Here is a 26,015-nt window from a genome sequence, read left to right on the forward strand (position 1 = left end):
TTAGCAATAACTAAAATTATTAATTTACTAAGCCAATAGCAAACAGCTAAAGGCAAAAGCTTAAAAAACAATAAAAATGGCAAAAGACATAAAATTTGATATCGAAGCAAGAGATGGCTTAAAACGTGGAGTTGATGCGCTAGCAAATGCAGTAAAAGTAACTTTAGGACCAAAAGGAAGAAACGTTATTATTTCTAAATCTTTTGGAGCACCAACTGTTACTAAAGATGGTGTTTCTGTAGCAAAAGAAGTAGAATTAGAAAATGAGCTTGAAAACATGGGAGCTCAAATGGTAAAAGAAGTTGCTTCTAAAACAAATGATTTAGCTGGAGACGGAACTACAACTGCTACAGTTTTAGCTCAAGCAATTGTAAAAGAAGGTTTAAAAAATGTTGCTGCAGGTGCAAATCCTATGGATTTAAAACGCGGTATTGACAAAGCCGTAACTTCAATAGTAGCTGATTTAGAAAAACAAACTCAAAAAGTTGGTAACTCTTCTGATAAAATTCAACAAGTAGCCTCTATTTCTGCAAATAATGATGCAGTTATTGGTGATTTAATTGCAACTGCTTTTGGTAAAGTTGGTAAAGAAGGAGTTATTACTGTAGAAGAAGCAAAAGGAACAGATACTTATGTAGATGTTGTAGAAGGTATGCAATTTGATAGAGGTTATTTATCTCCTTATTTTGTTACAGATGCAGATAAAATGATTGCAGATTTAGAAAATCCTTATGTGTTATTATTCGATAAAAAGATTTCTAACTTACAAGAAATTCTTCCAATTTTAGAACCAGTTTCTCAATCAGGTAGACCTTTATTAATTATTGCTGAAGATGTTGATGGACAAGCTTTAGCTACTTTAGTAGTTAACAAATTACGTGGTGGTTTAAAAATTGCTGCTGTAAAAGCACCTGGTTTTGGAGACAGAAGAAAAGCAATGTTAGAGGATATCGCAATTTTAACTGGTGGAACAGTAATTTCTGAAGAAAGAGGATTCTCATTAGAAAACGCAACTTTAGATTTATTAGGTACTGCAGAAAGTATTACTATAGATAAAGACAACACAACAATTGTAAATGGTTCTGGAAATGCAGATACTATTAAAGCAAGAGTTGGTCAAATTAAATCTCAAATAGAAACTACAACTTCAGATTACGATAAAGAAAAACTACAAGAACGTTTAGCTAAATTAGCTGGTGGTGTTGCTGTTTTATATGTTGGTGCTGCTTCTGAAGTAGAGATGAAAGAAAAGAAAGACAGAGTTGACGACGCTTTACATGCTACAAGAGCTGCAGTTGAAGAAGGAATTGTTGCTGGTGGTGGTGTTGCCTTAGTAAGAGCTAAAAAAGTTTTAGAAAAATTAGCTACTGATAATTTAGATGAAACAACTGGCGTACAAATTGTTAACAAAGCAATTGAATCTCCTTTGAGAACAATTGTAGAAAATGCAGGTGGTGAAGGTTCTGTTGTTATCAACAAAGTTTTAGAAGGCAAAAAAGACTTTGGTTACGATGCAAAATCAGATCAATATGTAAACATGTTAGATGCAGGTATTATCGATCCTAAAAAAGTAACTCGTGTTGCTTTAGAAAATGCTGCTTCTGTTGCTGGAATGATTTTAACTACAGAATGTGCTTTAATAGACATTAAAGAAGATACTCCTGCTGCTATGCCTCCAATGGGTGGTGGAATGCCAGGAATGATGTAATTTTAACTCATAAATTATATGTATAAAAAAACCGATAGTTCTTTTACTATTGGTTTTTTTTATTTCTCATCCTAATATAATGTTACGATTAAAATTTTTAATAAGAATAAAATTTATAAAAAGCGTAGACAAAAAGATTATAATTTAATTTGAAACTCCAGAATTTATAATAAATTAAGTAAATTCAATAATCAAACACGATAAATCAATAATCAATAGGTTTATAGTTGTGAATAAAAAATACATTAAAACCTTATCTAAAACTAGCGTAAATTTAAAAAAATGAACACAAATACTCAACTACTTCTTAAAAATAAATTTATCAAATTTTAATAATAAATTTCTTCTAAACTTAATACCTCATCATCTTTTTGTCTTCTAAAAACTTGTTTAGATTTTATCTCTGAAATAGATTCTAACCCCATTGCAGCAACAACTTCTTTTACGGCTTTAATTGTTTTATTGTGGTAGTTTTTTACACGTGTATTTTTCTTTTCTACCACTAAAGCTTTTACTAAATCATCATCTTGAGTTGCAACCCCTACTGGGCAAGTATCTAAATTACATTCTCTTGCTTGAATACAACCTAGACTTAACATAAAACTACGAGCTATTCCAATTGCATCTGCTCCTAAAGCTAAATATTTTACAATATCAAACGCATCTACTGCTTTACCAGTAGCAACAATATTAATGTGCTTTTTTAATTTATGTTCTTTTAAAAGTTTATTTATAAAGACCAAACCTTCAATTAAAGGAGTACCAATATAATTGGTAAATTCTAAGGGAGCTGCACCTGTACCTCCTTCTCCTCCATCTACCGCTATAAAATCTGGATAGTTTTTTGCTTTAGCAAAAGTCGTAATCATTTGTCTTATTTCTTCATTATTTCCAACACAAAATTTAATTCCAACTGGTTTTCCTTCAGATAAATCTCTAACCTTTTGAATAAAACTTATCATTTCATCAAAGTTAGAAAAAGCAGAATGACTTGGTGGCGAATCTACTTGTGTACCTGGTTCTACAGAACGAATTTTTGCAATTTCTTCTGTATTCTTTTTTGCAGGTAAAATTCCTCCATGACCAGGTTTTGCTCCTTGAGATAATTTTATTTCTATCATTTTTACTTCTGGACGAATGGCATTTTGTTTAAAAATTTCGTCATCAAAAACACGTTTCCCGTTTACAGATTTTCCTGCCCCAAAATATCCAGTACCTACTTGAAAAATTAAATCTCCGCCTTGTAAATGGTAAGGAGAAATCCCTCCTTCTCCAGTATTATGTGCAAATTCTCCCATTTTTGCACCTTGGTTTAATGCCATTATTGCATTACTACTCAATGAACCAAAAGACATAGCTGATATATTAACAATAGAACTTTCATATTTTTGAGTACATTTATCTGAACCAAAAACTACTTTTTCTCCTTTTATATGATGGTGGTCTTTAGGAAATAAAGAATGCTTTACAAATTCATATCCTTTAGCATATACATTGTGCTGTGTACCAAAAGGAATGGTTTCTTTTTGCAATTTTGCTCTTTGATATACAATACTTCTTTTTTCTCGGTTTATTGGAGTTCCGTTTAAATTATCTTCTATAAAATATTGCTGTATTTTTTCTCTTTCTTCTTCAAACAACCAACGTAAACGAGCTACTAATGGAAATGATCTTAAAAGTGAATGTTTAGATTGAAAACTATCATAAATAGCAATAATTGTTAATAAACCTGAAATGGAAAGAAGTATATAGGTTCCCAACTGAGCAATAAAGTATACTAATAATGCACATAAAATTGTTATTAAGAATAAAACAAAAAGAATTGTATTTCTCATTTTTTTTTAAGTCTTTTATAGGTTTTAAAAATAAGGTTTTCGTTTGAAATGATAAAAAATGTTGGCAAACAAGTTGCGTTAGCGATTGAAACGGCATCCTTTTCTGAAGAATGAAGAAAAGATATAGTGAAAAGCGCGACCTAGAAGGTAACGCCAAAAGAAAAAAACTCCAACAAATAATGTTGGAGTTTTAAATATTGTAAAAATTCTAAGAAACTTATTTCTTGAATTTTGCGTATTTGTTTTTGAACTTATCAATACGTCCTGCAGCATCAATAAGTTTAGATTTACCAGTGTAAAATGGGTGAGATGTTCTAGAAATCTCTAATTTTACTAAAGGATACTCTACACCATCAACTTCTAAAGTTTCTTTAGTGTCTACAGTAGAACGAGTTAAAAATACATCTTCGTTAGACATGTCTTTAAACGCTACCATTCTGTAATTTTCTGGATGAATTCCTTTTTTCATTTTATTATATTTTAATACTTTAATGTTATGTTTGTGCGAGTTAAGTTGGTAAAGCTTACTCTAATCTCTAAATAGTTGTTATTTACTATTTTGAGGATGCAAATTTAATCTATTTTTTCTATTTACAAATAAATATTTTAATTTTATTTAGCATCTTTGAAACATTATGCAATTTTAAGCTTCTTTTAATAGGTAAAAGTTGTTTTTATTGCTCCTTTTTTTGAATATTTACGTTTTAATACCTTGAAATATAATTTAATAATGAAGAATAATTCTGTTTTAATATCGTTTTTTTGCTTTTTGTTTTTACTAACTTCTTGTTCTGATGTATATAAGTTTAGTTTACAACATAAAAAACAAGTTACTTTAAACTCTAATGTTGAGGTGACACTAAAAGAAAAGGAAGACAAACCTGTAAATAAAGTTCAGTTTTTTATAAACGGAAAAGAAATTTCTTCTGAAGGAAACTCTGCTTCAATTAACACTTCAAATTTAGGTGTTGGTAAACATAAAATTTCTGCATTGGTATTTTATCCAGAAAAAACAAAAAAAGAAAATAGTTTTATAGAGGTTGTTGCTAATAAAGCGCCTGTAGTTTATAACTATAACATTATAAATGAATATCCTCATGATAAAAAAGCATATACTCAAGGGCTAGAATATTACAATGGTTTTTTATATGAAACTACTGGGCGTAGAGGACAATCTACATTAAGAAAAGTTGAAATTAAAACCGGAAAAGTTTTACAAAAAATAGATTTAGACAAAAAGTATTTTGGAGAAGGAATGACCATTTTTAATAATAAAATTTATTGGTTAACCTGGCAAGCTAAAAAAGGTTTTATTTACAATTTAGAAACCTTTAAACAAGAAAAAGATTTTGCTTACAACAACAGTAAAGAAGGTTGGGGTTTAACACATAATGAAACTGAATTGATTAAATCTGATGGAACACAGAAAATTTGGTTTTTAAACCCTGAGACTTTAAAAGAACAAAAATCTATACAAGTCTACACCAATAAATATGCAGTAGATAATTTAAATGAATTAGAATTAATTAATGGAAAAATCTACGCGAATAAATACCAGCAAAACGCTATTGTAATTATAGATCCAACAACTGGAATTGTAGAGGGAATTGCAAATTTAAAGTCTTTAAAAAAAGAAATGGAAAAAACACAAAAGTTGGTTCCGCAAGATGAAGTTTTAAACGGAATTGCTTTTGATGCTGAAAACAACAGACTTTTTGTTACAGGAAAAAACTGGGGTAAATTATTTGAAATTGAATTGGTTAAAAAACAATAATTGATTTAATTAAAAGTTCTATTTTTATACAAAATTGATTTTATGAAATATTTGTTGACTTTACTGGTTTGTGTGATTCTTATTTCTACAAGTTCTTGTAATAGAAAAGATTTTTCTACAGAACCAAGTCTAGGAAAATTACAATTTTCTAAAGACACTGTTTTTCTAGATACAATTTTTACAAATATTGGTTCTGCAACCTATAATTTAAAGGTTTATAATCGTGGAAGTAATGCTATTACCATACCTTCAATTCAACTAGAAAACGGGACTAATTCTAACTACAGATTAAATGTTGATGGAATTCCAGGAAAAGAATTTACAAACATAGATATACTTGCCAAAGACAGTATTTTTGTTTTTGTTGAAACCACAATTGATGCAAATAATGTTGTAAATCCGCTTTATACTGATAGAATTTTATTTGATAATGGAGACAACCAACAAGATGTAGATTTAGTAACTCTAGTACAAGATGCAAACTTTATTTTTCCAGGTAAAGATGCTGTTACATTGAAAATTGATAGTCTTACTTTAGATGGCCAACCAACAACCTTAAAAGGTCGTTTTTTAAGCGATAGCGAACTTACATTTACAAAAGCAAAACCAACAGTTATTTATGGTTTTGCAGCTGTACCCACAAATAAAACATTAACCATTGAAGCTGGTGCTAATATTTACTTTCATGATAATTCTGGGTTAATTGTAGATGACAAGGCTACTTTAAAAGTAAATGGAACACTTTCTGAAAAAGTAATTTTTCAAGGTGATAGACTAGAGTATTCTTTTAGTGAAACTGCAGGTCAATGGGGAACTATTTGGATGCGCGCAGGAAGTAAAAATAATGAACTAAATCATACAATTATTAAAAACGGAATTATTGGAATTTTGGTTGATAGTATTGGTACACACTCTACTCCAACTTTAAAGTTACAAAACACAGAAATTTACAACCATTCTAGTTATGGAATTTTAGGAAGAGAAACCAATATTGAAGCCCATAACCTAGTTATTGGAGATGCTGGTCAAGCTTCTTTAGCTGCTACAATTGGTGGAACATATAATTTTACACACGCTACTTTTGCTAATTATTGGAATAATAGTATACGTCAATTACCCGCAGTTTTAGTCAATAATTTTTTTAGCTATACAGATGATAGTGGACAAGAAATAATTGAAACTAGAAATTTACACGCTGCAAACTTTACCAATTGTATTATTGATGGAAATAATAATATTGAATTAGTTTTAGACAATGTTGATGCAGGAGGTATATTTAACTACAACATTAGTAATTCTATGATTCAATTTACTGATACAAATGATTCTTATAAAGATAATACTGAGATGGATTTCACTTCTTCTTTTTACCAGAATATTATTCTAAATGGTAATTCTCATTTTAGAGATATTCAAAAAAATGATTTTATTATTGGAGAAGAATCTGATGCTATTAACAAAGCAAAGTCAACACCTTTTTCTACAGATATTTTAGGAGTTAACAGAAGTACAACTCCAGATATTGGAGCTTATCAACACATTACATTTGAGAAAGAAGAATAATAGTTTTAAAGCTAAACCTTTAAATATATAAAAACAATTAAGTAGATTACTATTTCAAATTTTTACAAATGAAAAATATTGTTATAACAGGAACAAGTAGAGGAATTGGTTTTGAATTAGCAAAACAATTTGCTAAAAAAGGACATAAGGTTTTAGCTTTATCTAGAAACACAAAACCTTTAACGGATTATAATCATAAAAACATTACAATAATTTCTGTTGATTTATCTGTAAACTCAGATTTAGAAAAAATAACAACCTTTGTAAAAACTAATTGGAAACAAGTTGATATTTTAATCAATAATGCTGGAAAATTAATAAACAAACCTTTTTCAGATTTATCTTCTGATGATTTTTTAGAAGTTTATAAAGTAAATGTTTTTGCAGTTGCAGAACTTACTAAATTAATGATTCCTTTTATGACAAAAGGGAGTCATGTTGTAAGCGTAAGTTCAATGGGTGGAATTCAAGGAAGTATAAAATTTCCTGGTTTAGCAGCTTATTCATCTGCAAAAGGAGCTGTTATAACACTATCTGAATTATTAGCAGAAGAATATAAAGAACAGCAAATTGCTTTTAATGTTTTAGCCTTAGGAGCTGTACAAACAGAAATGTTAGAAGAAGTTTTTCCGGGTTATAAAGCTCCAATTTCTGCTGCTGGAATGGCTAATTATATCTTTGATTTTTCTTTATCAGGAAATAAATTTTATAATGGAAAAGTATTACAAGTTTCATCTACCACTCCATAATTTTTTTTGAATACCGAATATCAAAAATATATTCCTGAAAAGGCAATTCCTTTTATCCAATTTTTAATTGATGAACATTCATTTGATTTAAAAATTGTTAATCAAAGACAAACCAAACATGGTGATTTTAGGAGTTTACCAAACGGAAGGTTTCAAATTACGGTTAATAACAACCTCAACAAATACCAATTTTTACTAACACTTGTACATGAAATTGCACACCATGTTACCCATCAAAAATTTGGTAAAGTTCAACCTCATGGTAAAGAATGGAAAACAGTTTTTCAGCATTTAATGTTGCCTTTTTTACAACCAGAAATTTACCCTATAGAAATGTTACCATTTTTAGCACATTATTTTAAAAACCCAAAAGCAAGCACAGATGCAGATGTAAATTTATCTTTAGCTTTAAGAAGAAATGAAGCTGAAAAAGGAAAATATTTTATTTTCGAAATTCCATTTGGCAGTTTATTTATCTTTAAAAACACAATCTACCAAAGAGGAAACAAAAGAAGAACAAGATATGAATGTTTAAATATAACGAATAACAGAGTCTATTTATTTAATCAAAATGTTGAAGTAAAATTATACAAATAAAAAAAGGCTCTCAATACAAGAGCCTTTTTTATCTAATTTTCTCTCTTAATAAAAAGGGTATCTAAATTCATTTCTTTCTGTAACCAAGATCTTAATTCTCTTTCTTTTGGAGAAATAATACTGTCTGGTAATTGTGAATTCCATTTTATGGTTGCAACCGGAATTGTATCAATATTAATAAAATCTTTAGAAGATAATACATTTGCAAAACCAATTTCTTCAATATTAATATATCTAATTTTTGCATCCTTAGAAATTCTACTAAAGGCTATTACTTTTTGGTTTTTATTTATAGCATCTTCTTCAATTCTTGTATTTAACCCTGTAATTGTATTTTGAAGGTCTTCTATTTGTTTTTGTAGGCCTGCAATTATGTTTTTACTTTCTTGAAGTTCTTGTCTCTTTTCATTGTAAGCAGTAGTAATTAAATTAAAACTCTTTGTATCACTTCCTTTAATTTCTAATTTAAAATCTTTTAAATTAGGATATAATGGATTATTTGTTAATTCATTTATTAAGTCATTTTCTGTAGCATCAGAAACTTCATTAAAGAAATTTAGAAACAATTCTTTTTTACCTAAACTAGGCTCCCAATCTATTAATTGTAATGATGGGTTTTTCTTTATTTCATTTGAAATATAACTATTAATTTGATTTGTTATACGTGCTTCTTCTAATGCACTAATAAAAGTGTAAACGGCAGGAATCATTACTGCTATACCTACTACAGTTGCAATAGTTGCATAACGTTTACGTTTAGCTGCATTAGCATATTTATGCATAGGAAAGCTTAATAATTTTAACACTAAAAATGTTGCTAAGGCAATAAAAATGGTATTAATTGTAAATAAATACATTGCTCCTAGCGCATATGTAAAACCAATAGCATCACCAGAAAACCCTTTTGCCAAACCATAACCTGCAGTACATAATGGTGGCATTAAAGCTGTTGCAATTGCAACACCAAAAATTACAGATGCTACTGTTCCTTTTTTTGTTCTTGCTACCATTAGTGCCAACCCTCCAAAAAATGCAATTAAAACATCTCTAATATCTGGTTTTGTTCTTCCGAGTAATTCTGAAGTATCTTCACTTAAAGGAAAAAAATAAAAGAAAACAAAAGAAGCTAATAAACTTAATACAATCATTGTAGCTAAACTTATTGTCGATTTTTTTAAAACTTCAATATCATTGATTGCAAAGGCGCTTCCAATTCCTAAAATTGGCCCCATTAAAGGAGAAATTAACATGGCTCCAATAACTACTGCTGTTGAGTTTGCATTTAAACCAATAGAAGCAACAAATACAGCAAAAATAAGAATCCAAGCAGTAGCTCCTTTAAAAGGAATATCTGCTTTAATTGCATTCATTGTAGCTTCATGATCTGTATCTTCTCTAAAATCTAAAAGCTCTTTTAGATATTTTTTTATACTAGAAAGCAGTCCTTTAGCTTCATTTCTTATTTCTTGTTTAGATTGCTCTACAGATTCTTTATTAGAATTTTTATCTTCCATCAAATTAATTTTATTGATGGAAAGATACAAAAAAAGTGTTCAGATTTCTATTTTAAAATTTATTCGAAAAGAAATAAGAATAGTTATAAAATTAAAAAAACTCTGTAAAATAAATTACAGAGTTTCATTCGATGTGACCGGGCTGGGGCTCGAACCCAGGACCCTCTCCTTAAAAGGGAGATGCTCTACCAACTGAGCTACCAGGTCATTTTTTTGCCTTAGCGGGTGCAAATATACAAGTTATTTTAAATAAAACAACTTTTTTTTATTTTTTTTCATTTAAATATGCTTCTCTAACTTTTTTAAATAAATTAGAAGAATACACAAAATCGACAACCGCTTCATTATCAGTTTTAAATACATCTTCACTAGTACCTTCCCAAGCTTTTTTTCCGTTTTGTAAAAAAACTATTTTTTCTCCAATTTCCATAACAGAATTCATGTCATGAGTATTAATTACAGTTGTAATATTATATTCATCTGTAATTTCTTGAATTAAATTATCAATAACAATTGCAGTTCTTGGGTCTAAACCAGAATTTGGTTCATCACAAAATAAATATTTTGGATTCATTACAATAGCTCTTGCAATTGCAACTCTTTTTTGCATTCCGCCAGATAATTCTGCAGGTAATTTTTTATTTGAATTTTCTAAGTTTACTCTTTTTAACACAAAATTTACACGTTCTAACATTTCTTTGTGTGACTTTTTTGTAAACATTTTTAAAGGAAACATTACATTTTCTTCTACAGTTTGAGAATCAAATAATGCACTTCCTTGAAATACCATTCCTATTTCTTGCCTCCAAGCTTGTTTTTCTTTATTTGTAAATTTTGTATTTATCCTTCCATCAAAAGAAATTGTTCCTGATTCTGGTGTGTGCAAACCAATTAAAGATTTTATAAATACAGTTTTACCAGAACCACTTTGACCTATAATTAAACTTGTTTTTCCTGCTTCAAAAGTAGCTGATATCCCTTTTAAAACTTTAACATCTCCAAAACCTTTGTGTAAATTATTAACTTCTATCATTATTTTAGGTTAAAAGCATTTGAGTTAAGAAATAGTTTGCTATTACAATTAAAATTGTTGTCCAAACTACAGATTGTGTACTTGCTTTACCCACAGCAATAGAACCACCTTTTACAAAATAACCATGATAAGAAGGTACTGTGGCAATTAAAAAAGCAAAAATTAAAGTTTTGATAATTGCATAGACTAATAAAAAGGGTTTAAAATCTGCTTGTATTCCCTCTATATAATCTACTCCAGAAAAAAGACCTGACAATACGCCAGAAACCCATCCTCCTAGAATACCTAAAAACATACCTAAAGTTATTAAAAAAGGATAAAAGAAAACGGTTGCTATAACTTTTGGAAGCACTAAATGATTTAAAGCATTAATCCCCATAACTTCTAAAGCATCTATTTGCTCTGTAACACGCATTGTACCAATACTAGAGGTTATATAAGAACCTACTTTACCTGCAAGAATAATAGAACAAAAAGTTGGAGCGAACTCTAATATTATAGATCGTTTTGCGGCAAAACCTACTAATGATTTTGGTATAAATGGATTTTCTAAATTTAGAGCAGTTTGCATAGCTATAACTCCTCCAATAAAGAAAGAAATAAACATAATAATTCCTAAAGATTTTAAACCTAAATCTTCTATTTCTTTCATTAAAGCTTCATAAAAAACCTTTGAACGTTGTGGCTTTTTAAAAACTCTACCTAACATTATAAAATATTTACCAATATGCTTTAGGTAATTCATTTATTTAAAATTTATGCTAAAGTATTAAAATATCATTAATTGATAGTTAAATTGAGCATATCAAAATAAAAAATAATTACTTTTGATTAATTATTTAATTCTAATGTTATGAAATTGAAATTTCATTTTTGTTTTTTTTGTTTAACAATTTTATTAAGCAACTGTAAACCAGCAATAAAAGAACAAAAAAAACCTAAACTTATTGTGGGTATTGTAATCGATCAAATGCGCTATGATTACTTAACAAAATATGCTAACAGGTATAGAAAAGGTGGTTTTAATAGAATTTTAAAAAATGGTTTTTCTTTAGAAAATGCCCACTATAATTATATTCCTACTTATACAGCAGTTGGACATACATCTATATATACTGGAACAACACCAAGTGAACATGGAATTATTTCTAATAATTGGTTTGACAAGTTTATAAAGAAATCTATTTACTGTGTTGATGATTCTACTTACACAACTGTTGGTAATAATAGTGTTAATGGTAAAAAATCTCCAAAAAGACTGTTTACATCAACAATAACAGATCAATTACATTTAGCTCAAAACATGAAAGGTAAAACAATTGGAGTTTCTATTAAAGATCGTTCTGCTATATTACCTGCTGGTCATTCTGCTAATGCAGCTTATTGGTATGATGGAGAAAACTTTAATACTTGGATAACTAGTAGTTTTTACATGGACAATCTACCTCAATGGGTTAAAGACTTTAATCTAAACAATAAAGCAGATGAATATTTAAATCAAAAATGGGAAACTTTATATGACATCAATAGTTATGTTAATAGTAGAAGTGATGACAATATTTTTGAAGGAAAACTAACGGGGCAAAAATCACCTACTTTTCCTAAAGACTTAAAAACGTTACGCAAAAAAAACAAAAACTTTAATTTAATAAAAACTGTTCCTGCTGGTAACACATTCACAGCCGATTTTGCAAAAGCTACCATAATTGGTGAAAACTTAGGAAAAAGTGACCATACAGATTTTTTAGCAGTTAGCTTTTCATCTACAGATTATATTGGTCATAAATATGGGGTTTCTGCAATAGAAACTGAAGATACTTATTTACGTTTAGATAAAGATTTAGAAGACTTCTTCATGTTTTTAGACAATCAGGTTGGTAAAGATAATTATACCTTATTTTTAACTGCAGATCATGCTGCTGTGCATGTTCCTGCATATTTACAATCTTTAAAGATACCTGCTCATTATTTAAATATCACTAATTTTAGAACCTTTGTTTTAAAAACCACAAAGAAATATTTTAATTCAACAGATTTGATTGAAAATATCTCTAATTATCAAATATTTTTAAATAAGCAAAAAATAGAATCATTAGGGTTTGATGTGAATACTGTTGCACAAAAATTAGCTGATGAAGTGATTAATTTTGATGGGATTTACAAGGCAGTTACTGCAAGAACCCTACAAACAACTCATTTTTCATCAGGTATATTAAATACTCTTCAAAATGGCTACAATCAAAAATTATCTGGAGATGTATTAATGATACCAAATCCTGCTACTTTAATTAGAGGAAGAACAGGTACTAGCCATGGCTCTGGATATTCTTATGACACCCATGTGCCTGTAATTTTTTATGGTAATGGTATCAATAAAGGAAGCACTACTAAAAAATATAACATTACAGATATTGCTCCAACAATTGCTAACTTATTAAACATTGAAGCACCAAATGGAACAAATGGAGTTGTGATTAAGGAAGTTCTAAAAAAATAATCATTCTTTAAAAAACAGATCTATTTTGATGCTTTTTTATCGCTTTTCTTGATAGGATTACTCCTATTATTAAAAAGATAAAAGCTCCTATAGAAATTCCTGAAATAAAGTTTATAAAAAGAAAAAAATCATAAGCTCCGTGAAATAAGGTTGCTAAAAACAATCCTGATAGGTTTAAAGCAATTCTATTTTTAGAAAATTTTGCTTTCCCCATAAAATACCCCATTAATATAGCAAATGTTGCATGCGCAGGTACTGCTGTAAAAGCTCTTGTAATACCAGTTGAAACTCCATACTGAAATACATACAATACATTTTCTAAAGTAGCAAAGCCCATAGATACAATTACAGCATATACTATACCATCAAAAGGCTCATTAAATTCTTTATTTCTTTGGGCATAATATCTTACAATTACATATTTAGAAAACTCTTCTACCAAAGCTACAACTATAAAAGCTTTAAGAAACTGCTGTATAACACTTGTTTTATCTGTTAGAGGTATTATTATTGCTGCAAAATAACCTAAAACAGTTGTTATTAAAATACTTACTATTGCACCTAAAAAGAAACTTTTTAACAAAAAACCAATGGGTTCTTTTTCAAATTTATCTTTAAAATAAATGTAAATAATTACAATAAATGCTGGTGAAATTGCTAGTAAAAATAAATTCATTTTTATCTCTTGGGTAAAAAGACTTCTGCCATCATACAACGTGCACTACCACCACCACAAAATTCAATAGTATTTAAAGGGCTAGAAACAATTTTACAATGGTTCTCTATTTGAGCCTTTTGAGAAGAAGTTAAACAATCAAAAGCAGATTGACTCATTATTAAAAAACGTTCATTATTATTACCTCTTACTTGCAACATATTTCCAGCAAAACTAGCTACTTGTTCTTCTGTTATATCAATTACTTTTTTACCATCTTCTTTTAAATGTTTTAAAACATTTTTACGCTCTTTCTTATCATCAATAGAAGACAAACAAACAATTGCAAAGGTTTCTGCTACACACATCATAACATTTGTATGATAAATTGCTGCTCTACTTCCATTAACTGTCTGGTTTGCAGTAAAAACAATAGGTGTGTACTCAAAATCCTCGCAAAATTCTATAAATAACTCTTCATCTGCTCTTGGAGACAAGGCGCAATATGCTTTATTGTGCTCTCTATCTAAAATCATACTACCTGTACCTTCTAGAAAAACATCATGTTGTTCTGCAGATGTATAATCAACAATATTTTCTATTAAAAAACCTTCATTTTCTAATACTTCAAGAATATCTTCTCTTCTTTCTAAACGTCTATTTTCTGCAAACATTGGATAAATTGCAACTGTACCTTCTTCATGAAATGAAACCCAATTATTAGGAAAAATAGAATCTGGAGTATCAAAATCATTATTATCAGAAACTACAATTACACTGACACCAAAACTGCGTATTTTTTTAACAAAATCACTAAACTCTTTTTGCGCTTTTGTGTTAATTGTTAGAGGTAGAACACTATCTATTTCATGTTGATAATAATTATTAACTGCAGTTTGCTCATTCATCCTAAAATTTACAGGACGAACCATTAAAATAGTATTTGTAGTTTGCTTCATTTAATGTTTTTTATTAAAACAAAAGTAGCCTTTTTTTTAAATTACTAAAGTATCTGTAATTTTATTTAGACATTTTAAAACATACTTAAAATGTTTGTATTTCTTTTTCTTATTTTTACAATATGAAAAAAATAATCTTTTTTTTTATCCTTGGTTTTTACACAAACATTTTTGGTCAAAAACTTACAAGTGGATTTGTTTATTTAGACAGTATTGAAAAAACAATTCGAGTAGAATTACGTTATTTAAATAATAATAATTTTATAGGAAAACCTATAGATGGTTATTACAAAAACCGTGTAATTGTTACTTATAAAACTGCAATTGCATTAAAAAAAATACAACAAATTTTAATTAAAAAAGGATTAAGTCTTAAAATTTTTGATGCATATAGACCACAACAATCTGTAAATCATTTTGTAAGATGGGCTAAAGTTTTAGACGATACCCTAATGAAAGCTAAATATTATCCTAAAGTCTCAAAATCAAAATTATTTAAACAAGGATATATAGCTTCTAAATCTGGCCATACAAGAGGTAGCACTGTAGATTTAACTATTGTTAACCTAAAAACTGGAGAAGAACTTAATATGGGAAGTCCTTTTGACTTTTTTGGAGAACAATCTCATCCGTTTTATAAAAAAATTAGCATTATCGAAAGAAAAAACAGAATGCTTTTAAGGAAAGTAATGATCGAAAATGGGTTTAAACCCTATGATAATGAATGGTGGCATTTTACACTAAAAAACGAACCTTTTCCAAAAACATATTTTAATTTCCCCATAAAATAGATATTTTTTAACAAAATAGATATATCCTTACAAAAAATCGGCACTATATTTGTATATTATTTCTTGAATAATTTAATCTAATGAAATTAAAATATAAACTTTTTATTTTTTCCTTTTTTATTTTCTCTACTTTTCAGTTGTCTGCACAATTAGATGATAAATCTGGATCAAAAGAAAAAATAAAAGTAAAATCTATAACATTAAACAGCTCTAAATCTACGAAAAAGCCAACTTCCTTAAAGAATAACAATAATGGTTTTAAAGATGCTTATAAAAAAGAAAAAGAGAAACAAAAAAAACAGCAAGCAGAAAAAGCTTTTGAAAATAAAGGAGTAATAACAAAAGAACTCGCGAGAAAAATTAAATTTCAAAAGTTTATCGAACAAAACACCATTCAAATGCCTATGATAGATAAAGATATTGGAGTTTTTAGAACTAAATCTAAATTTATTTATTTAAACGCTTTTGATTTTAGTAAAATAGATGGAGATAAGATTGCTATTTTAAAAAATGACAAAACATTTTTAACTAGTTTTTATTTATTTAATGAACATAAAACTAAAACTATTGAAATCCCATTAGATAAAGGTTTTAATAAAATAGAAATTCTTGCTATTGATGAAGGAAGTATGAGACCAAACACAGGAGCTTTCTCTATGTTTGACGATGAAAAAAAAGAAGTTTTCTCAGACCTTTGGCATCTTGCAAAAGGTGCTAAGGTAATAGCCCATATAATAAGAGAGTAACACACTTCTAAAATTTTGTTTTAAATTAAACGAATCTAGTTTTTTTATTCTATTTAAAACAGTTATTTTTGTAGCTCGTATTGTAGAATTTCAGAACTGCTTAAACGATTAAACAAACAATATTACTAATATGAAAAAAATCACCAAACAAACCTATTTAGATTGGTACAAAGACATGCTTTTTTGGCGTAAATTCGAAGATAAATTAGCTTCTGTTTACATACAACAAAAAGTTAGAGGATTCTTACATTTATATAATGGTCAAGAAGCTATTTTAGCAGGTGCATTGCATGCAATGGACTTGACTAAGGATAAAATGATTACTGCCTACAGAAATCACGTACAACCTATTGGTATGGGAGAAGACCCTAAACGTGTAATGGCAGAATTATATGGTAAAGAAACTGGTACTTCTAAAGGTATGGGTGGTTCTATGCATATTTTCTCTAAAGAATTTCGTTTTTATGGAGGTCATGGTATTGTTGGAGGACAAATTCCTTTAGGTGCAGGACTTGCTTTTGGTGATAAATACAACAATACTGGTGGAGTTACTTTAACATGTTTTGGTGATGGAGCTGCAAGACAAGGTTCTTTACACGAAGCATTTAACTTAGCAATGTTATGGAAATTACCAGTTATTTTTATTTGTGAAAATAATGGATACGCAATGGGTACTTCTGTAGAAAGAACTGCAAATCATGATGATATTTGGAAACTTGGTTTAGGTTACGAAATGCCTTGTGGACCTGTAGACGCAATGAACCCTATTAAAGTTGCAGAAGCAGTTGATGAAGCTTTAGATAGAGCAAGACGTGGTGATGGACCAACTTTCTTAGAAATGAAAACATATAGATATAGAGGTCACTCAATGTCTGATGCACAACATTACAGAACTAAAGATGAAGTAGAAGAATACAAAAAAATTGATCCTATTACTCAGGTTAAAGATATCATTTTAGAAAAAAAATACGCCACAACTGAAGAACTTGCTGCTACAGATAAAGAAGTAAAAGCAATGGTTAAAGAATGTGAGCAATTTGCAGAAGACTCTCCTTACCCAGATCCAAAGCAAATGTATGACATGGTTTATGAACAAGAAGATTATCCTTTTATAAGTTAAGATATATGGCTACAATTATAAATATGCCACGTTTAAGTGACACCATGGAAGAAGGTGTAGTGGCAAAATGGTTAAAAAGTGTTGGTGAAAAAATTGAAGAAGGTGATATTTTAGCTGAAATTGAAACAGATAAAGCAACAATGGAATTTGAGTCTTTCTATGAAGGTACTCTTTTATACATAGGCATACAAGAAGGTGAAACTTCTCCTGTTGATGTATTACTTGCTGTTATTGGTGAAGAAGGTGAAGATATCTCTGCTATTATTGCTGGTGGAGGAGAACCTGCAAAAATAGAAACTATTGAAGAAGAAGCAACAGAAGAAGCTGCTCCTGAAACAAGCAATTCTACTGCAGTTTCAATTCCTGAAGGAGTTCAAATTATTACAATGCCTCGTTTAAGTGATACAATGACCGATGGTACTGTAGCAACATGGATAAAGAAAGTTGGAGATACAGTTGAAGAAGGAGATATACTTGCTGAAATAGAAACTGACAAGGCAACAATGGAATTTGAGTGTTTCTACGAAGGAACTATTTTACATATTGGTGTACAAGAAGGAGAAACTGCTCCTGTAGATAGTTTACTTACTATTATTGGACCTGCTGGTACAGATGTATCTGCATTAATTGCTAATGGTGGAGCTTCTGCTCCTGCTGAAAAGCCTGCTGCTGAAACTGCTCCTGCTAAAAAGAAAGAAACAAAACCTGCTGCTAAGACTCAAGAAACCAAACCTGTTACAACTACTAGCAATACTTCTAACGGACGTATATTTGCATCTCCATTAGCAAAGAAAATTGCTACAGATAAAGGAATTAATTTAGCTGACGTAAATGGTTCTGGTGAAAACGGAAGAATCATTAAAAAAGATATAGAAAACTATACTCCTGCTGCTCAAGTAGTAGAAGTTGCGTCTGTTGCCCCAGTTGCTGGAGTTGAAAAATCTGACGAAGTTAAGAATAGTCAAATGCGTAAAGCAATTGCTAAATCTTTAGGTAATTCTAAATTTACTGCTCCTGATTTCAGTTTAAATATTGAAGTAGACATGGATAATGCAATGGCTTCTAGAAAAACCATCAATGCAATTCCAGACACTAAAGTATCTTTTAATGATATGGTTGTTAAAGCATGTGCTATGGCTTTGTTAAAACACCCACAAGTAAATACTTCTTGGACAGATACTAATACTGTGTATCACAAACATATTCATGTAGGTGTTGCAGTTGCTGTAGACGATGGTTTATTAGTACCAGTAATTAAACATACTGATACTTTAAGTTTAACTCAAATTGGTGCAGGTGTTAGAGATTTAGCTGGAAAAGCTAGAAACAAAAAATTAGCTCCTGCAGAAATGCAAGGAAGTACTTTTACAGTTTCTAATCTAGGTATGTTTGGTATTCAGAATTTTAATTCTATTATCAATCAACCAAACTCTGCTATTTTATCTGTAGGTGCAATTGTACAAAAACCAGTTGTTAAAGACGGACAAATAGTTGTTGGTAATACAATGAACTTGACATTAACTTGCGATCACAGAACTGTTGATGGTGCTGTTGGTGCTCAATTCTTACAAACATTAAAAACGTTTATTGAAAACCCAGTTACTATGTTAGCTTAATTTTTAAAAACTATATTTTATAAAAAAAAGCTCGCAAATTGCGAGCTTTTTTTTATAAATTTATTTCAATGAAAAATTTAGAAGAAAAATTAAAAAACCCTGTTTGGTTTTCTTTAAAAGAGACACATCAAAAGTTTGCTATTGAAATTAATGGAATACAATTTTACAACCCAGAAGTTAATAATTTTGGTGCTTTTTTTGATAACACAAAAACAGCAGAAGCTCTAAACAAGTATTCTAAAATAACAGAAAAATTCTTTTTAGTTACAGAAAACCAAACTCCAATAATTGACAATAAAAATGTTGTACTTCAAAAAAAAATTAATGGTTGTCAATTCGTTTTAGATAATTTAAATGAAGTAGTTATAACTGAAAAAATTGTTTTATTAACAAAAGAAAATATCGATGAAATTTACGATTTAATTTGGTTAGTTATGCCTGGGTTTTATCAAAAAAAAGGTTTTGAAATGGGTAATTTCTATGGGATATTTAAAGACAATAAATTAGTTGCTATTTCTGGACAAAGAATGCAAACAGATGATTTTATTGAAGTTAGTTCTGTGGTTACACATCCAGAATACACAAAAAAAGGATATGCAAAACAGTTAATTACACACAATACAAAAGAAATATTAAAAGAGAATAAACTTCCTATTTTACATACAAATAAAGGGAATAAAGCTATTCCTCTTTATGAAAAATTAGGTTATAAATTAACAAGAGATATGAATTGGTGGTTTTTCTGTAGAAAATAAAATGTATTAAGATGTCAAAAAAGGGAAAAGGAAAAGCAAAAAATACCGCAAACAAAGCTAAGCATACTAAATTAATGAATAGAAAAATTAATAAAGTAAAGTTAGAAAAACAATTAAATAAAGAAAGGTTAAAAGCCATAATAAAAAAAGCAAACGAACAAAAAGTAAACAAAAGTTAATTATGAGTTTGAAATATACTTTTGGAAAACTAATTTCATTTCCTCTTTTACCTCTTCTTTACTTTCAAGGAAAAAGTATTCGTAAAAATACTCCAACTTTACCAGAAGCAAAAGAACCAAAAGGCTATGTAAATGTAAGATCTGATAAGACCTTAAACATAATAACGATTGGAGAAAGTACAATAGCAGGTGTTGGTGTTGATTATCATAAAAATGGATTTACAGGTATTTTAGCCAATTCACTTTCAAAAAAATTAGCAACTAATATCACTTGGAAAGTTTATGCTAAAAGTGGTTATACAGTAAAATTAGTTTCTAAAAAAATCATCCCAAAAATTAAAGAGTCTTCTATTGATATTATCATAATTGGTATGGGTGGTAATGATGCTTTTACATTAAACTCTCCTAAAAAATGGATTTCAGATATTGAAAAACTTATAAATTTAATTCAAAATAAACATCCTAATACTCCAATATTTTTTACAAATATGCCCCCTATTAAAGAGTTTCCTGCCTTTACAAAAAGCATAAAATTTGTAATTGGAAATTTAGTAGAAATTTTAGGAAAAGAGCTACATATCCTTATAAAAAACAAAGAAAATGTATTTTATCATAATGAAATAATCACCTTAAAAAAATGGAGTAAAAAACATTCTTTAGATACTAATAATACTCAATTATATTTTAGTGATGGTGTTCATCCTTCTCAATTAACATATAAAATTTGGGCAAAAGAAACGGCTAGTTTTATTGATAAAAATTTTAAAAAATAAAAAATCCTGAGTTTAAAAACTCAGGATTAAATATTGAAGCAAGTAATTACTTATTGATCTATTGAACCTAAAACACGTTTCATAAAAGAGTTTAATGCTTCTTTTTTGGACGTACCTTCTTTAATCATTTTATCTACTTCTACAGCACCATATAGATTAGAAATTAACTCTCCAATAACATCTAATTCTTCATCTTTTAAAGAAGGAACCTCTGTTAATGCTTCTAATGTTTCTATAGTTTCTAAAACATAATCCTGATCGTTTTCTTCGATAAAATTTGTTAAATGTTTTATTACAGGTAGTTTCATAATTAAATAACTTCGTTTACTAAATCTTTTAATACATCAAACTTATTAGTTTGTGTTTGATTTACAAATTTACCATCAACGAAAGTTGCAAAAGTTGGTAAATTACTAACATCTGCCAATTTTCTGCTTTCAGGAAATTTTTCTGCATCTGCTATAACAAATACCATCTGTTCATTTTCTGAAGAAAGTTTTTTAAACTTAGGTTTCATAATTCTACAGTTACCACACCAAGTTGCTGCATATTGGACAACTACTTTTTTATTGTCTGAAATTATATTTGATAAATTATCTTGACTTAATTCTTGTATCATAATAATTATAAATTTAAAATTATGAATTACAGATTTAAAACCGGTAATTCATAATTTGTAATTAATTTTTAGTGAGAAGCTAAATATTCTGCAGTACCTTTTGCATTTGCAGACATTGCATCTTTACCTTCTTCCCAGTTTGCAGGACAAACCTCACCTTTTTCTTGTACATGCGTTAAAGCATCTACTAAACGTAAATATTCTCCAACATTTCTTCCTAATGGCATGTTATTAATACTTTCGTGTTGTACAATACCATCTTCATCTATAATATATGTTGCTCTATAAGTAACATTATCTCCTTCTACTTGAATTGTTTGAGTAGCTTCATCAAAAGTCTCATTAGTAATATCTAAAATACCTAATATTGATGATAAGTTTCTATTACTATCTGCTAATAACGGGTAAGTTACACCTTCAATTCCTCCATTTTCTTTAGCTTGACTTAACCAAGCAAAATGAACTTCTGGAGTATCACAAGAAGCACCAATTACAATTGTATTTCTTTTTTCAAACTCTCCTAAAGCAGCTTGAAAAGCATGTAATTCTGTTGGACAAACAAATGTAAAATCTTTTGGGTACCAAAACAACAGTACTTTCTTTTTATTATTTACTGCTTCTTCTAATACATTTACTTTAAATGTATCACCCATTTCATTCATTGCGTCTACATTTAAATCTGGGAATTTTTTTCCAACTGCTGTTGCCATTTTTTAAATTTTATATAATTAATATTCTGTTCTTATTTCTTGTACAAAGATAGTTATGGAATAAAATAAAAAAGAAAAAAGTTAATGGTAAGTATTTATATTTTAATCAATTTTATTTATACCTAACATAAAAAACTATAATAAATATTTATTTTAAAGACCAAATTGCTAGTTCATTTCCAGATGGGTCTAAAAAGTGAAAACGTTTTCCTCCAGGAAATTCAAAAATTTCTTTTGATATATTTCCTCCATAAAAAATAATTTTATCTTGAATTTTCTTTAAATCATCTGAATATAAAACAACTAATGCACCATTTATAATTGGTACTTCTGTATACTCAAAACCTCCATCTAATCCACTTTCTGAAAAAGCTATATAATTTTTTCCATAATCTGTAAATTTCCAAGAAAAGATGTTTGTGTAAAATTTTTTAGTTTCTTTAATATTGGTAGATTTAAATTCTACATAATTTATACAATTATTTTGCATTACAATCTATTTACTTGCAAATAATTTAATATCATTTGCAGAAACCTCTTTTTCGCCCAAAATAATTAAACGCTCTACAACATTACGTAATTCACGAATATTTCCTGTCCAGTCATATTCTTGTAATAATTTAATTGCTGAATCTGAAAATTGTTTTTTGGGAGTTCCTTGTTCTTCAGAAATTTTTGTTGTAAAAAAATCTACCAATAAAGGTATATCTTCTCTTCTATCATTTAAAGCAGGAACTTTAATTAAAATAACTGCTAATCTATGATACAAATCTTCTCTAAACCTGCCTTCTGCAATTTCTTCCTTTAGGTTTTTATTAGTTGCTGCTACAACTCTTACATTTACTTTTATATTCTTATCAGAACCTACCCTAGAAATTCTACTTTCTTGCAAAGCACGTAAAACTTTTGCTTGTGCAGACAAACTCATATCTCCTATTTCATCTAAGAAAATGGTTCCTCCATTTGCTGCTTCAAACTTACCTGCTCTATCTTTATTTGCACCTGTAAAAGAACCTTTTACGTGCCCAAACAATTCGCTTTCTATTAATTCTGAAGGAATAGCAGCACAGTTTACTTCAATCATTGGTGCTTTTACTCTATCAGATTTTTCATGCAGCCAATGTGCAACTAATTCTTTACCTGTTCCATTTGGTCCTGTTATTAAAACTCTTGCATCTGTGGCTGCAACTTTTTCTATAATATCTTTAATATAAGTAATTGCATCGCTTTCACCAATCATTTGGTAATTTTTACTTACTTTTTTCTTTAGACGTTTATTTTCAACAATTAGAGTTTTTGTATCTAATGCATTTCTAACTGTATTTAAAAGTCTGTTTAAATCTGGTGGTTTAGAAATATAATCAAAAGCTCCTAAACGCATTGTATTAACAGCTGTGTCTAAATCTCCGTGACCAGAAATCATAACAATTGGTACTTCTGGTTTTATTTTTTTTGCTTTTTGTAATACTTCAACACCATCCATTTTTGGCATTTTAATATCACATAAAACCAAATCGTAATCGTAATTTTTTATCATTTCAATACCCAACAAACCATCTTCTGCTTCTTCTACATTATAGGTTTCATTTTCTTCTGAAATGATTTTGGTCAATACCCTTCTAATGGCAGCTTCATCTTCTATTATTAAAATTTTTGGCATATTTTTTTATTTTATAAGGTGTATATCTCTTTGTGGAAATGGAATTGTAACATTGTTTTCTCTAAACTTTTTATCGATTGCAAAGCGTAAATCACTTTTAATCGTTAAATGCTCATAACTATTATTGATAACAAATAGTAATTTAAACTGCAAAGCACTATCAGCAAAATCAGTAAATAAAACTCTAGGAGAGATGTTTTTTAAAACCTTTGGATGCGCTTTTGCAACTTCGATTAATATATTTTTAACTAACTCTATATCTGATCCATAAGCGACACCTACTTCTACAGCTTCTGTAGTTTGGGTTCCGTTTTGAGTCCAATTAAACAAACTATTTGTTAAAAACTTATGATTTGGTATTACCAAAACTTTATCATCAATAGTAACTGCTCTTGTTGTTCTTAATCTTATTTCTTCTACTTTACCAACTTTACCTTCAATTTCTATAATATCATTTACATGCAGAGATTTATCAATTAAAATAAAAATACCAGACATTATATCTTGAAACAAGGTTTGTAAACCCAAACCAATACCTACCAATAATGCAGCTGAACCAGCTAATAAAACACTAACATTTACTCCTGATGATTCTAGAGCAATTACTAAAACAATTACATATACAAAGTATTTTATAAAAGAATATACGGCTTTAAACTTATCTTTATCTTCATCATGTAGTTTTCTATTTACAATTTTTTTTATCAACTTTAAAAGCTGACCTGTTAAAATAAAAACGATAATTACAAACAGTATTGTTTTTACATCAATATTGATATTACTTGTACGTATTATTGAAAAATCGAGAAACTGATTTATTTTTTCCATTCAATTTTACCCTTTATATTTTAACCATTTATACAAATCTTTATAGGTTGGTTTTTTACCATACATTAAGATTCCTACTCTATAAATTTTAGCAGCCAACCAAACCATAAAGACAAATGTAACCAATAATAATGCCATAGAAATTGCTAACTCGTACCAAGAAACTCCAAAAGGAACTCTCATTAACATTACAATAGGACTTGTAAAAGGAATGTGTGAAAACAAGACCGCAATAGAACCATGAGGATCATTTATGACTGTTGCAAAACCAACATAAACCCCTAAAATTAATGGTAACATAATTGGTAACATAAATTGCTGTGTATCTGTTTCATTATCTACTGCTGCACCAACTGCAGCAAAAAGAGAACTATATAACATATAACCTCCTAAAAAGTAAAATATAAAAAGAACAAACATTTTTAATATTGGTAATTTTAATATTTCTTGAATAATTATTTGTCCTTTATCTCCTTCTGTTGCTTGTTTTACAGCTTCCATTTGTTCTGCAGGAACCTTTGCTGTTTGCATTTCTACAACATCTACACCAAATATAGATGATGCTACCGTCATTAAAACAAAAAGAATAACTCCCCAAATAAAAAATTGCAGCAAACCAGCAGAAGCATTTCCTAAAATTTTACCTAACATTAATTGAAAAGGTTTTACAGAAGATACTATTACTTCTATAATTCTGCTCGTTTTTTCTTCTATAACGCTTCTCATTACAGAAGTACCGTAAACCATTACAAACATCATTAAAAAATAACCTGCAATTGCTCCTACTCCAATTTTTAAACCATTAATTAATTTGGATGATTCTTCACCTGAAAAATTAAACATTTTAATATCTGTATTAATTTTAGATGCTTTTATTTTTTCTAAATCAATACCAAAATTAGTAAGCTTTTCATTTCTAATTTTACTTTCAATTTTATTTTCTAAAGCACTCATTACAGACATTCCTGGAGAATCTTTCGAATAAAATTCGATAGACTTTGCTAATAATTCTAAACTATCTTGTTTTGGTATAAATAACGCCCCATAATAATTACCTTCTTCAACCTTTTTCTTAGTTTCTTTAATTCCTAAAGCAGTATAATCTGTATAAAGTATTGTTTTAGAATCTTTAAAATCGTCTTTAGAAAACAACCCAGATTCATCTACATAAACTATCTTCTTTATTTTCTCATCATTCTTTTGCATTAAAAAATAAACCAAAGCTCCCATACCAACCATTAGTAAAGGACTTAAAAAAGTCATTATAATAAATGATTTATTACGAACCTTTGCAATAAACTCTCTCTGTACAATTAGTTTTAACTTGCTCATTT

General features: G+C 28.8%; 27 protein-coding genes and 1 tRNA gene. 13 read left to right on the plus strand and 15 right to left on the minus strand.

The window, feature by feature from the left end; translation table 11 throughout:
* Positions 1 to 76 precede the first annotated feature (76 nt).
* Complete coding sequence (gene groL, locus ABJG40_RS00715; protein WP_348022655.1) at positions 77 to 1,708, plus strand: chaperonin GroEL; 1,632 nt, start codon at positions 77 to 79, stop codon at positions 1,706 to 1,708.
* Between the two features lie 329 nt (positions 1,709 to 2,037).
* Here the strand turns inward: groL and ABJG40_RS00720 are convergent, their stop codons facing one another.
* Together ABJG40_RS00720 and ABJG40_RS00725 are read right to left on the minus strand one after the other, a co-directional pair.
* Entirely contained in the window at positions 2,038 to 3,543 is a 1,506-nt protein-coding gene (locus tag ABJG40_RS00720; protein WP_348022656.1) for an FMN-binding glutamate synthase family protein, read from the minus strand.
* Positions 3,544 to 3,760: 217 nt separating this feature from the next.
* Positions 3,761 to 4,012: a type B 50S ribosomal protein L31 gene (locus ABJG40_RS00725; protein ID WP_068363688.1), complete on the minus strand. Its 252-nt coding sequence runs from the start codon at positions 4,010 to 4,012 to the stop codon at positions 3,761 to 3,763.
* A gap of 261 nt (positions 4,013 to 4,273) precedes the next feature.
* On the opposite strand from ABJG40_RS00725, the gene ABJG40_RS00730 reads away from it, so the two are divergent.
* The 4 genes from ABJG40_RS00730 (at position 4,274) to ABJG40_RS00745 (ending at position 8,226) form a co-directional block, all read left to right on the plus strand.
* Positions 4,274 to 5,317: a glutaminyl-peptide cyclotransferase gene (locus ABJG40_RS00730; RefSeq protein WP_348022657.1), complete on the plus strand. Its 1,044-nt coding sequence runs from the start codon at positions 4,274 to 4,276 to the stop codon at positions 5,315 to 5,317.
* A gap of 42 nt (positions 5,318 to 5,359) precedes the next feature.
* Positions 5,360 to 6,880 carry a hypothetical protein gene (locus ABJG40_RS00735; RefSeq protein WP_348022658.1) on the plus strand — a complete coding sequence of 507 codons (1,521 nt, stop codon included), beginning with the start codon at positions 5,360 to 5,362 and terminating at the stop codon, positions 6,878 to 6,880.
* A gap of 68 nt (positions 6,881 to 6,948) precedes the next feature.
* Positions 6,949 to 7,629: an SDR family NAD(P)-dependent oxidoreductase gene (locus ABJG40_RS00740; RefSeq protein ID WP_348022659.1), complete on the plus strand. Its 681-nt coding sequence runs from the start codon at positions 6,949 to 6,951 to the stop codon at positions 7,627 to 7,629.
* A gap of 6 nt (positions 7,630 to 7,635) precedes the next feature.
* Positions 7,636 to 8,226: a SprT-like domain-containing protein gene (locus ABJG40_RS00745; RefSeq protein ID WP_348022660.1), complete on the plus strand. Its 591-nt coding sequence runs from the start codon at positions 7,636 to 7,638 to the stop codon at positions 8,224 to 8,226.
* A 32-nt stretch (positions 8,227 to 8,258) separates the two neighbouring features.
* Here the strand turns inward: ABJG40_RS00745 and ABJG40_RS00750 are convergent, their stop codons facing one another.
* The 4 genes from ABJG40_RS00750 to ABJG40_RS00765 form a co-directional block, all read right to left on the minus strand.
* On the minus strand, positions 8,259 to 9,740 hold the full coding sequence (locus ABJG40_RS00750; protein ID WP_348022661.1) for a DUF389 domain-containing protein: 1,482 nt from the start codon (positions 9,738 to 9,740) through the stop codon (positions 8,259 to 8,261).
* Positions 9,741 to 9,874: 134 nt separating this feature from the next.
* Positions 9,875 to 9,947 (minus strand) — tRNA-Lys (locus ABJG40_RS00755).
* Positions 9,948 to 10,005: 58 nt separating this feature from the next.
* The gene (locus ABJG40_RS00760; RefSeq protein ID WP_348022662.1) at positions 10,006 to 10,773 is read right to left on the minus strand and encodes an ATP-binding cassette domain-containing protein; all 768 of its coding nucleotides are present in this window, start codon (positions 10,771 to 10,773) and stop codon (positions 10,006 to 10,008) included.
* A gap of 4 nt (positions 10,774 to 10,777) precedes the next feature.
* Positions 10,778 to 11,518, minus strand: coding sequence for an ABC transporter permease (locus ABJG40_RS00765; RefSeq protein WP_348022663.1), 741 nt, complete (start codon positions 11,516 to 11,518; stop codon positions 10,778 to 10,780).
* Between the two features lie 108 nt (positions 11,519 to 11,626).
* Here ABJG40_RS00765 and pafA point away from each other — a divergent pair, with 108 nt between their 5' ends.
* Positions 11,627 to 13,270, plus strand: coding sequence for an alkaline phosphatase PafA (pafA, locus tag ABJG40_RS00770; RefSeq protein ID WP_348022664.1), 1,644 nt, complete (start codon positions 11,627 to 11,629; stop codon positions 13,268 to 13,270).
* Between the two features lie 7 nt (positions 13,271 to 13,277).
* On the opposite strand, the gene ABJG40_RS00775 is transcribed toward pafA, so the two are convergent.
* Together ABJG40_RS00775 and ABJG40_RS00780 are read right to left on the minus strand one after the other, a co-directional pair.
* Entirely contained in the window at positions 13,278 to 13,946 is a 669-nt protein-coding gene (locus ABJG40_RS00775; protein ID WP_348022665.1) for a PrsW family glutamic-type intramembrane protease, read from the minus strand.
* Between the two features lie 2 nt (positions 13,947 to 13,948).
* Positions 13,949 to 14,884 (minus strand): arginine deiminase-related protein, encoded by a 936-nt coding sequence (locus ABJG40_RS00780; protein ID WP_348022666.1) that lies wholly within the window; start codon positions 14,882 to 14,884, stop codon positions 13,949 to 13,951.
* Between the two features lie 122 nt (positions 14,885 to 15,006).
* Between ABJG40_RS00780 and ABJG40_RS00785 the strand changes: the two genes are divergently transcribed.
* The 7 genes from ABJG40_RS00785 to ABJG40_RS00815 all read left to right on the plus strand — a co-directional run bounded on the left by ABJG40_RS00785 (position 15,007) and on the right by ABJG40_RS00815 (position 20,864).
* Positions 15,007 to 15,675 (plus strand): M15 family metallopeptidase, encoded by a 669-nt coding sequence (locus ABJG40_RS00785; protein ID WP_348022667.1) that lies wholly within the window; start codon positions 15,007 to 15,009, stop codon positions 15,673 to 15,675.
* Positions 15,676 to 15,755: 80 nt separating this feature from the next.
* Positions 15,756 to 16,421: a hypothetical protein gene (locus ABJG40_RS00790; protein ID WP_348022668.1), complete on the plus strand. Its 666-nt coding sequence runs from the start codon at positions 15,756 to 15,758 to the stop codon at positions 16,419 to 16,421.
* A gap of 130 nt (positions 16,422 to 16,551) precedes the next feature.
* The gene (pdhA, locus tag ABJG40_RS00795) at positions 16,552 to 17,541 is read left to right on the plus strand and encodes a pyruvate dehydrogenase (acetyl-transferring) E1 component subunit alpha (protein WP_348022669.1); all 990 of its coding nucleotides are present in this window, start codon (positions 16,552 to 16,554) and stop codon (positions 17,539 to 17,541) included.
* A gap of 5 nt (positions 17,542 to 17,546) precedes the next feature.
* Positions 17,547 to 19,157, plus strand: coding sequence for a 2-oxo acid dehydrogenase subunit E2 (locus ABJG40_RS00800; RefSeq protein WP_348022670.1), 1,611 nt, complete (start codon positions 17,547 to 17,549; stop codon positions 19,155 to 19,157).
* A gap of 68 nt (positions 19,158 to 19,225) precedes the next feature.
* On the plus strand, positions 19,226 to 19,912 hold the full coding sequence (locus tag ABJG40_RS00805; RefSeq protein ID WP_348022671.1) for a GNAT family N-acetyltransferase: 687 nt from the start codon (positions 19,226 to 19,228) through the stop codon (positions 19,910 to 19,912).
* Positions 19,913 to 19,923: 11 nt separating this feature from the next.
* Positions 19,924 to 20,091 (plus strand): hypothetical protein, encoded by a 168-nt coding sequence (locus ABJG40_RS00810; protein ID WP_348022672.1) that lies wholly within the window; start codon positions 19,924 to 19,926, stop codon positions 20,089 to 20,091.
* A gap of 2 nt (positions 20,092 to 20,093) precedes the next feature.
* Positions 20,094 to 20,864, plus strand: a complete 771-nt coding sequence (locus ABJG40_RS00815; RefSeq protein WP_348022673.1) for an SGNH/GDSL hydrolase family protein — start codon at positions 20,094 to 20,096, stop codon at positions 20,862 to 20,864.
* 50 nt (positions 20,865 to 20,914) lie between these two features.
* Here ABJG40_RS00815 and ABJG40_RS00820 read toward each other — a convergent pair whose 3' ends face one another.
* The 7 genes from ABJG40_RS00820 to ABJG40_RS00850 all read right to left on the minus strand — a co-directional run bounded on the left by ABJG40_RS00820 (position 20,915) and on the right by ABJG40_RS00850 (position 26,013).
* A complete protein-coding gene (locus ABJG40_RS00820; RefSeq protein ID WP_348022674.1) occupies positions 20,915 to 21,172 on the minus strand; it encodes a hypothetical protein in 258 nt (85 codons plus the stop codon).
* 2 nt (positions 21,173 to 21,174) lie between these two features.
* Positions 21,175 to 21,483, minus strand: a complete 309-nt coding sequence (locus ABJG40_RS00825; protein WP_348022675.1) for a thioredoxin family protein — start codon at positions 21,481 to 21,483, stop codon at positions 21,175 to 21,177.
* 68 nt (positions 21,484 to 21,551) lie between these two features.
* Positions 21,552 to 22,193: a peroxiredoxin gene (locus ABJG40_RS00830; protein ID WP_348022676.1), complete on the minus strand. Its 642-nt coding sequence runs from the start codon at positions 22,191 to 22,193 to the stop codon at positions 21,552 to 21,554.
* Positions 22,194 to 22,341: 148 nt separating this feature from the next.
* Positions 22,342 to 22,683 (minus strand): VOC family protein, encoded by a 342-nt coding sequence (locus tag ABJG40_RS00835; protein ID WP_348022677.1) that lies wholly within the window; start codon positions 22,681 to 22,683, stop codon positions 22,342 to 22,344.
* A gap of 6 nt (positions 22,684 to 22,689) precedes the next feature.
* Entirely contained in the window at positions 22,690 to 23,853 is a 1,164-nt protein-coding gene (locus ABJG40_RS00840) for a sigma-54 dependent transcriptional regulator (RefSeq protein ID WP_348022678.1), read from the minus strand.
* A 6-nt stretch (positions 23,854 to 23,859) separates the two neighbouring features.
* On the minus strand, positions 23,860 to 24,681 hold the full coding sequence (locus ABJG40_RS00845) for a mechanosensitive ion channel domain-containing protein (protein WP_348022679.1): 822 nt from the start codon (positions 24,679 to 24,681) through the stop codon (positions 23,860 to 23,862).
* Positions 24,682 to 24,687: 6 nt separating this feature from the next.
* A complete protein-coding gene (locus ABJG40_RS00850) occupies positions 24,688 to 26,013 on the minus strand; it encodes an ABC transporter permease (RefSeq protein WP_348022680.1) in 1,326 nt (441 codons plus the stop codon).
* Between the last annotated feature and the right edge of the window lie 2 nt (positions 26,014 to 26,015).

Origin of the sequence: Polaribacter sp. (assembly GCF_039939415.1) — a bacterium.
Lineage (GTDB): Bacteria > Bacteroidota > Bacteroidia > Flavobacteriales > Flavobacteriaceae > Polaribacter.

Excerpts from the sequence above, each read along its gene's own strand:
- groL (WP_348022655.1), top strand. The coding sequence starts at position 77 with ATGGCAAAAGACATAAAATTTGATATCGAAGCAAGAGATGGCTTAAAA.
- ABJG40_RS00720 (WP_348022656.1), bottom strand. The coding sequence starts at position 3,543 with ATGAGAAATACAATTCTTTTTGTTTTATTCTTAATAACAATTTTATGT.
- ABJG40_RS00725 (WP_068363688.1), bottom strand. The coding sequence starts at position 4,012 with ATGAAAAAAGGAATTCATCCAGAAAATTACAGAATGGTAGCGTTTAAA.
- ABJG40_RS00730 (WP_348022657.1), top strand. The coding sequence starts at position 4,274 with ATGAAGAATAATTCTGTTTTAATATCGTTTTTTTGCTTTTTGTTTTTA.
- ABJG40_RS00735 (WP_348022658.1), top strand. The coding sequence starts at position 5,360 with ATGAAATATTTGTTGACTTTACTGGTTTGTGTGATTCTTATTTCTACA.
- ABJG40_RS00740 (WP_348022659.1), top strand. The coding sequence starts at position 6,949 with ATGAAAAATATTGTTATAACAGGAACAAGTAGAGGAATTGGTTTTGAA.
- ABJG40_RS00750 (WP_348022661.1), bottom strand. The coding sequence starts at position 9,740 with ATGGAAGATAAAAATTCTAATAAAGAATCTGTAGAGCAATCTAAACAA.
- ABJG40_RS00760 (WP_348022662.1), bottom strand. The coding sequence starts at position 10,773 with ATGATAGAAGTTAATAATTTACACAAAGGTTTTGGAGATGTTAAAGTT.
- ABJG40_RS00765 (WP_348022663.1), bottom strand. The coding sequence starts at position 11,518 with ATGAATTACCTAAAGCATATTGGTAAATATTTTATAATGTTAGGTAGA.
- pafA (WP_348022664.1), top strand. The coding sequence starts at position 11,627 with ATGAAATTGAAATTTCATTTTTGTTTTTTTTGTTTAACAATTTTATTA.
- ABJG40_RS00775 (WP_348022665.1), bottom strand. The coding sequence starts at position 13,946 with ATGAATTTATTTTTACTAGCAATTTCACCAGCATTTATTGTAATTATT.
- ABJG40_RS00780 (WP_348022666.1), bottom strand. The coding sequence starts at position 14,884 with ATGAAGCAAACTACAAATACTATTTTAATGGTTCGTCCTGTAAATTTT.
- ABJG40_RS00785 (WP_348022667.1), top strand. The coding sequence starts at position 15,007 with ATGAAAAAAATAATCTTTTTTTTTATCCTTGGTTTTTACACAAACATT.
- ABJG40_RS00790 (WP_348022668.1), top strand. The coding sequence starts at position 15,756 with ATGAAATTAAAATATAAACTTTTTATTTTTTCCTTTTTTATTTTCTCT.
- pdhA (WP_348022669.1), top strand. The coding sequence starts at position 16,552 with ATGAAAAAAATCACCAAACAAACCTATTTAGATTGGTACAAAGACATG.
- ABJG40_RS00800 (WP_348022670.1), top strand. The coding sequence starts at position 17,547 with ATGGCTACAATTATAAATATGCCACGTTTAAGTGACACCATGGAAGAA.
- ABJG40_RS00805 (WP_348022671.1), top strand. The coding sequence starts at position 19,226 with ATGAAAAATTTAGAAGAAAAATTAAAAAACCCTGTTTGGTTTTCTTTA.
- ABJG40_RS00810 (WP_348022672.1), top strand. The coding sequence starts at position 19,924 with ATGTCAAAAAAGGGAAAAGGAAAAGCAAAAAATACCGCAAACAAAGCT.
- ABJG40_RS00815 (WP_348022673.1), top strand. The coding sequence starts at position 20,094 with ATGAGTTTGAAATATACTTTTGGAAAACTAATTTCATTTCCTCTTTTA.
- ABJG40_RS00820 (WP_348022674.1), bottom strand. The coding sequence starts at position 21,172 with ATGAAACTACCTGTAATAAAACATTTAACAAATTTTATCGAAGAAAAC.
- ABJG40_RS00825 (WP_348022675.1), bottom strand. The coding sequence starts at position 21,483 with ATGATACAAGAATTAAGTCAAGATAATTTATCAAATATAATTTCAGAC.
- ABJG40_RS00830 (WP_348022676.1), bottom strand. The coding sequence starts at position 22,193 with ATGGCAACAGCAGTTGGAAAAAAATTCCCAGATTTAAATGTAGACGCA.
- ABJG40_RS00835 (WP_348022677.1), bottom strand. The coding sequence starts at position 22,683 with ATGCAAAATAATTGTATAAATTATGTAGAATTTAAATCTACCAATATT.
- ABJG40_RS00840 (WP_348022678.1), bottom strand. The coding sequence starts at position 23,853 with ATGCCAAAAATTTTAATAATAGAAGATGAAGCTGCCATTAGAAGGGTA.
- ABJG40_RS00845 (WP_348022679.1), bottom strand. The coding sequence starts at position 24,681 with ATGGAAAAAATAAATCAGTTTCTCGATTTTTCAATAATACGTACAAGT.
- ABJG40_RS00850 (WP_348022680.1), bottom strand. The coding sequence starts at position 26,013 with ATGAGCAAGTTAAAACTAATTGTACAGAGAGAGTTTATTGCAAAGGTT.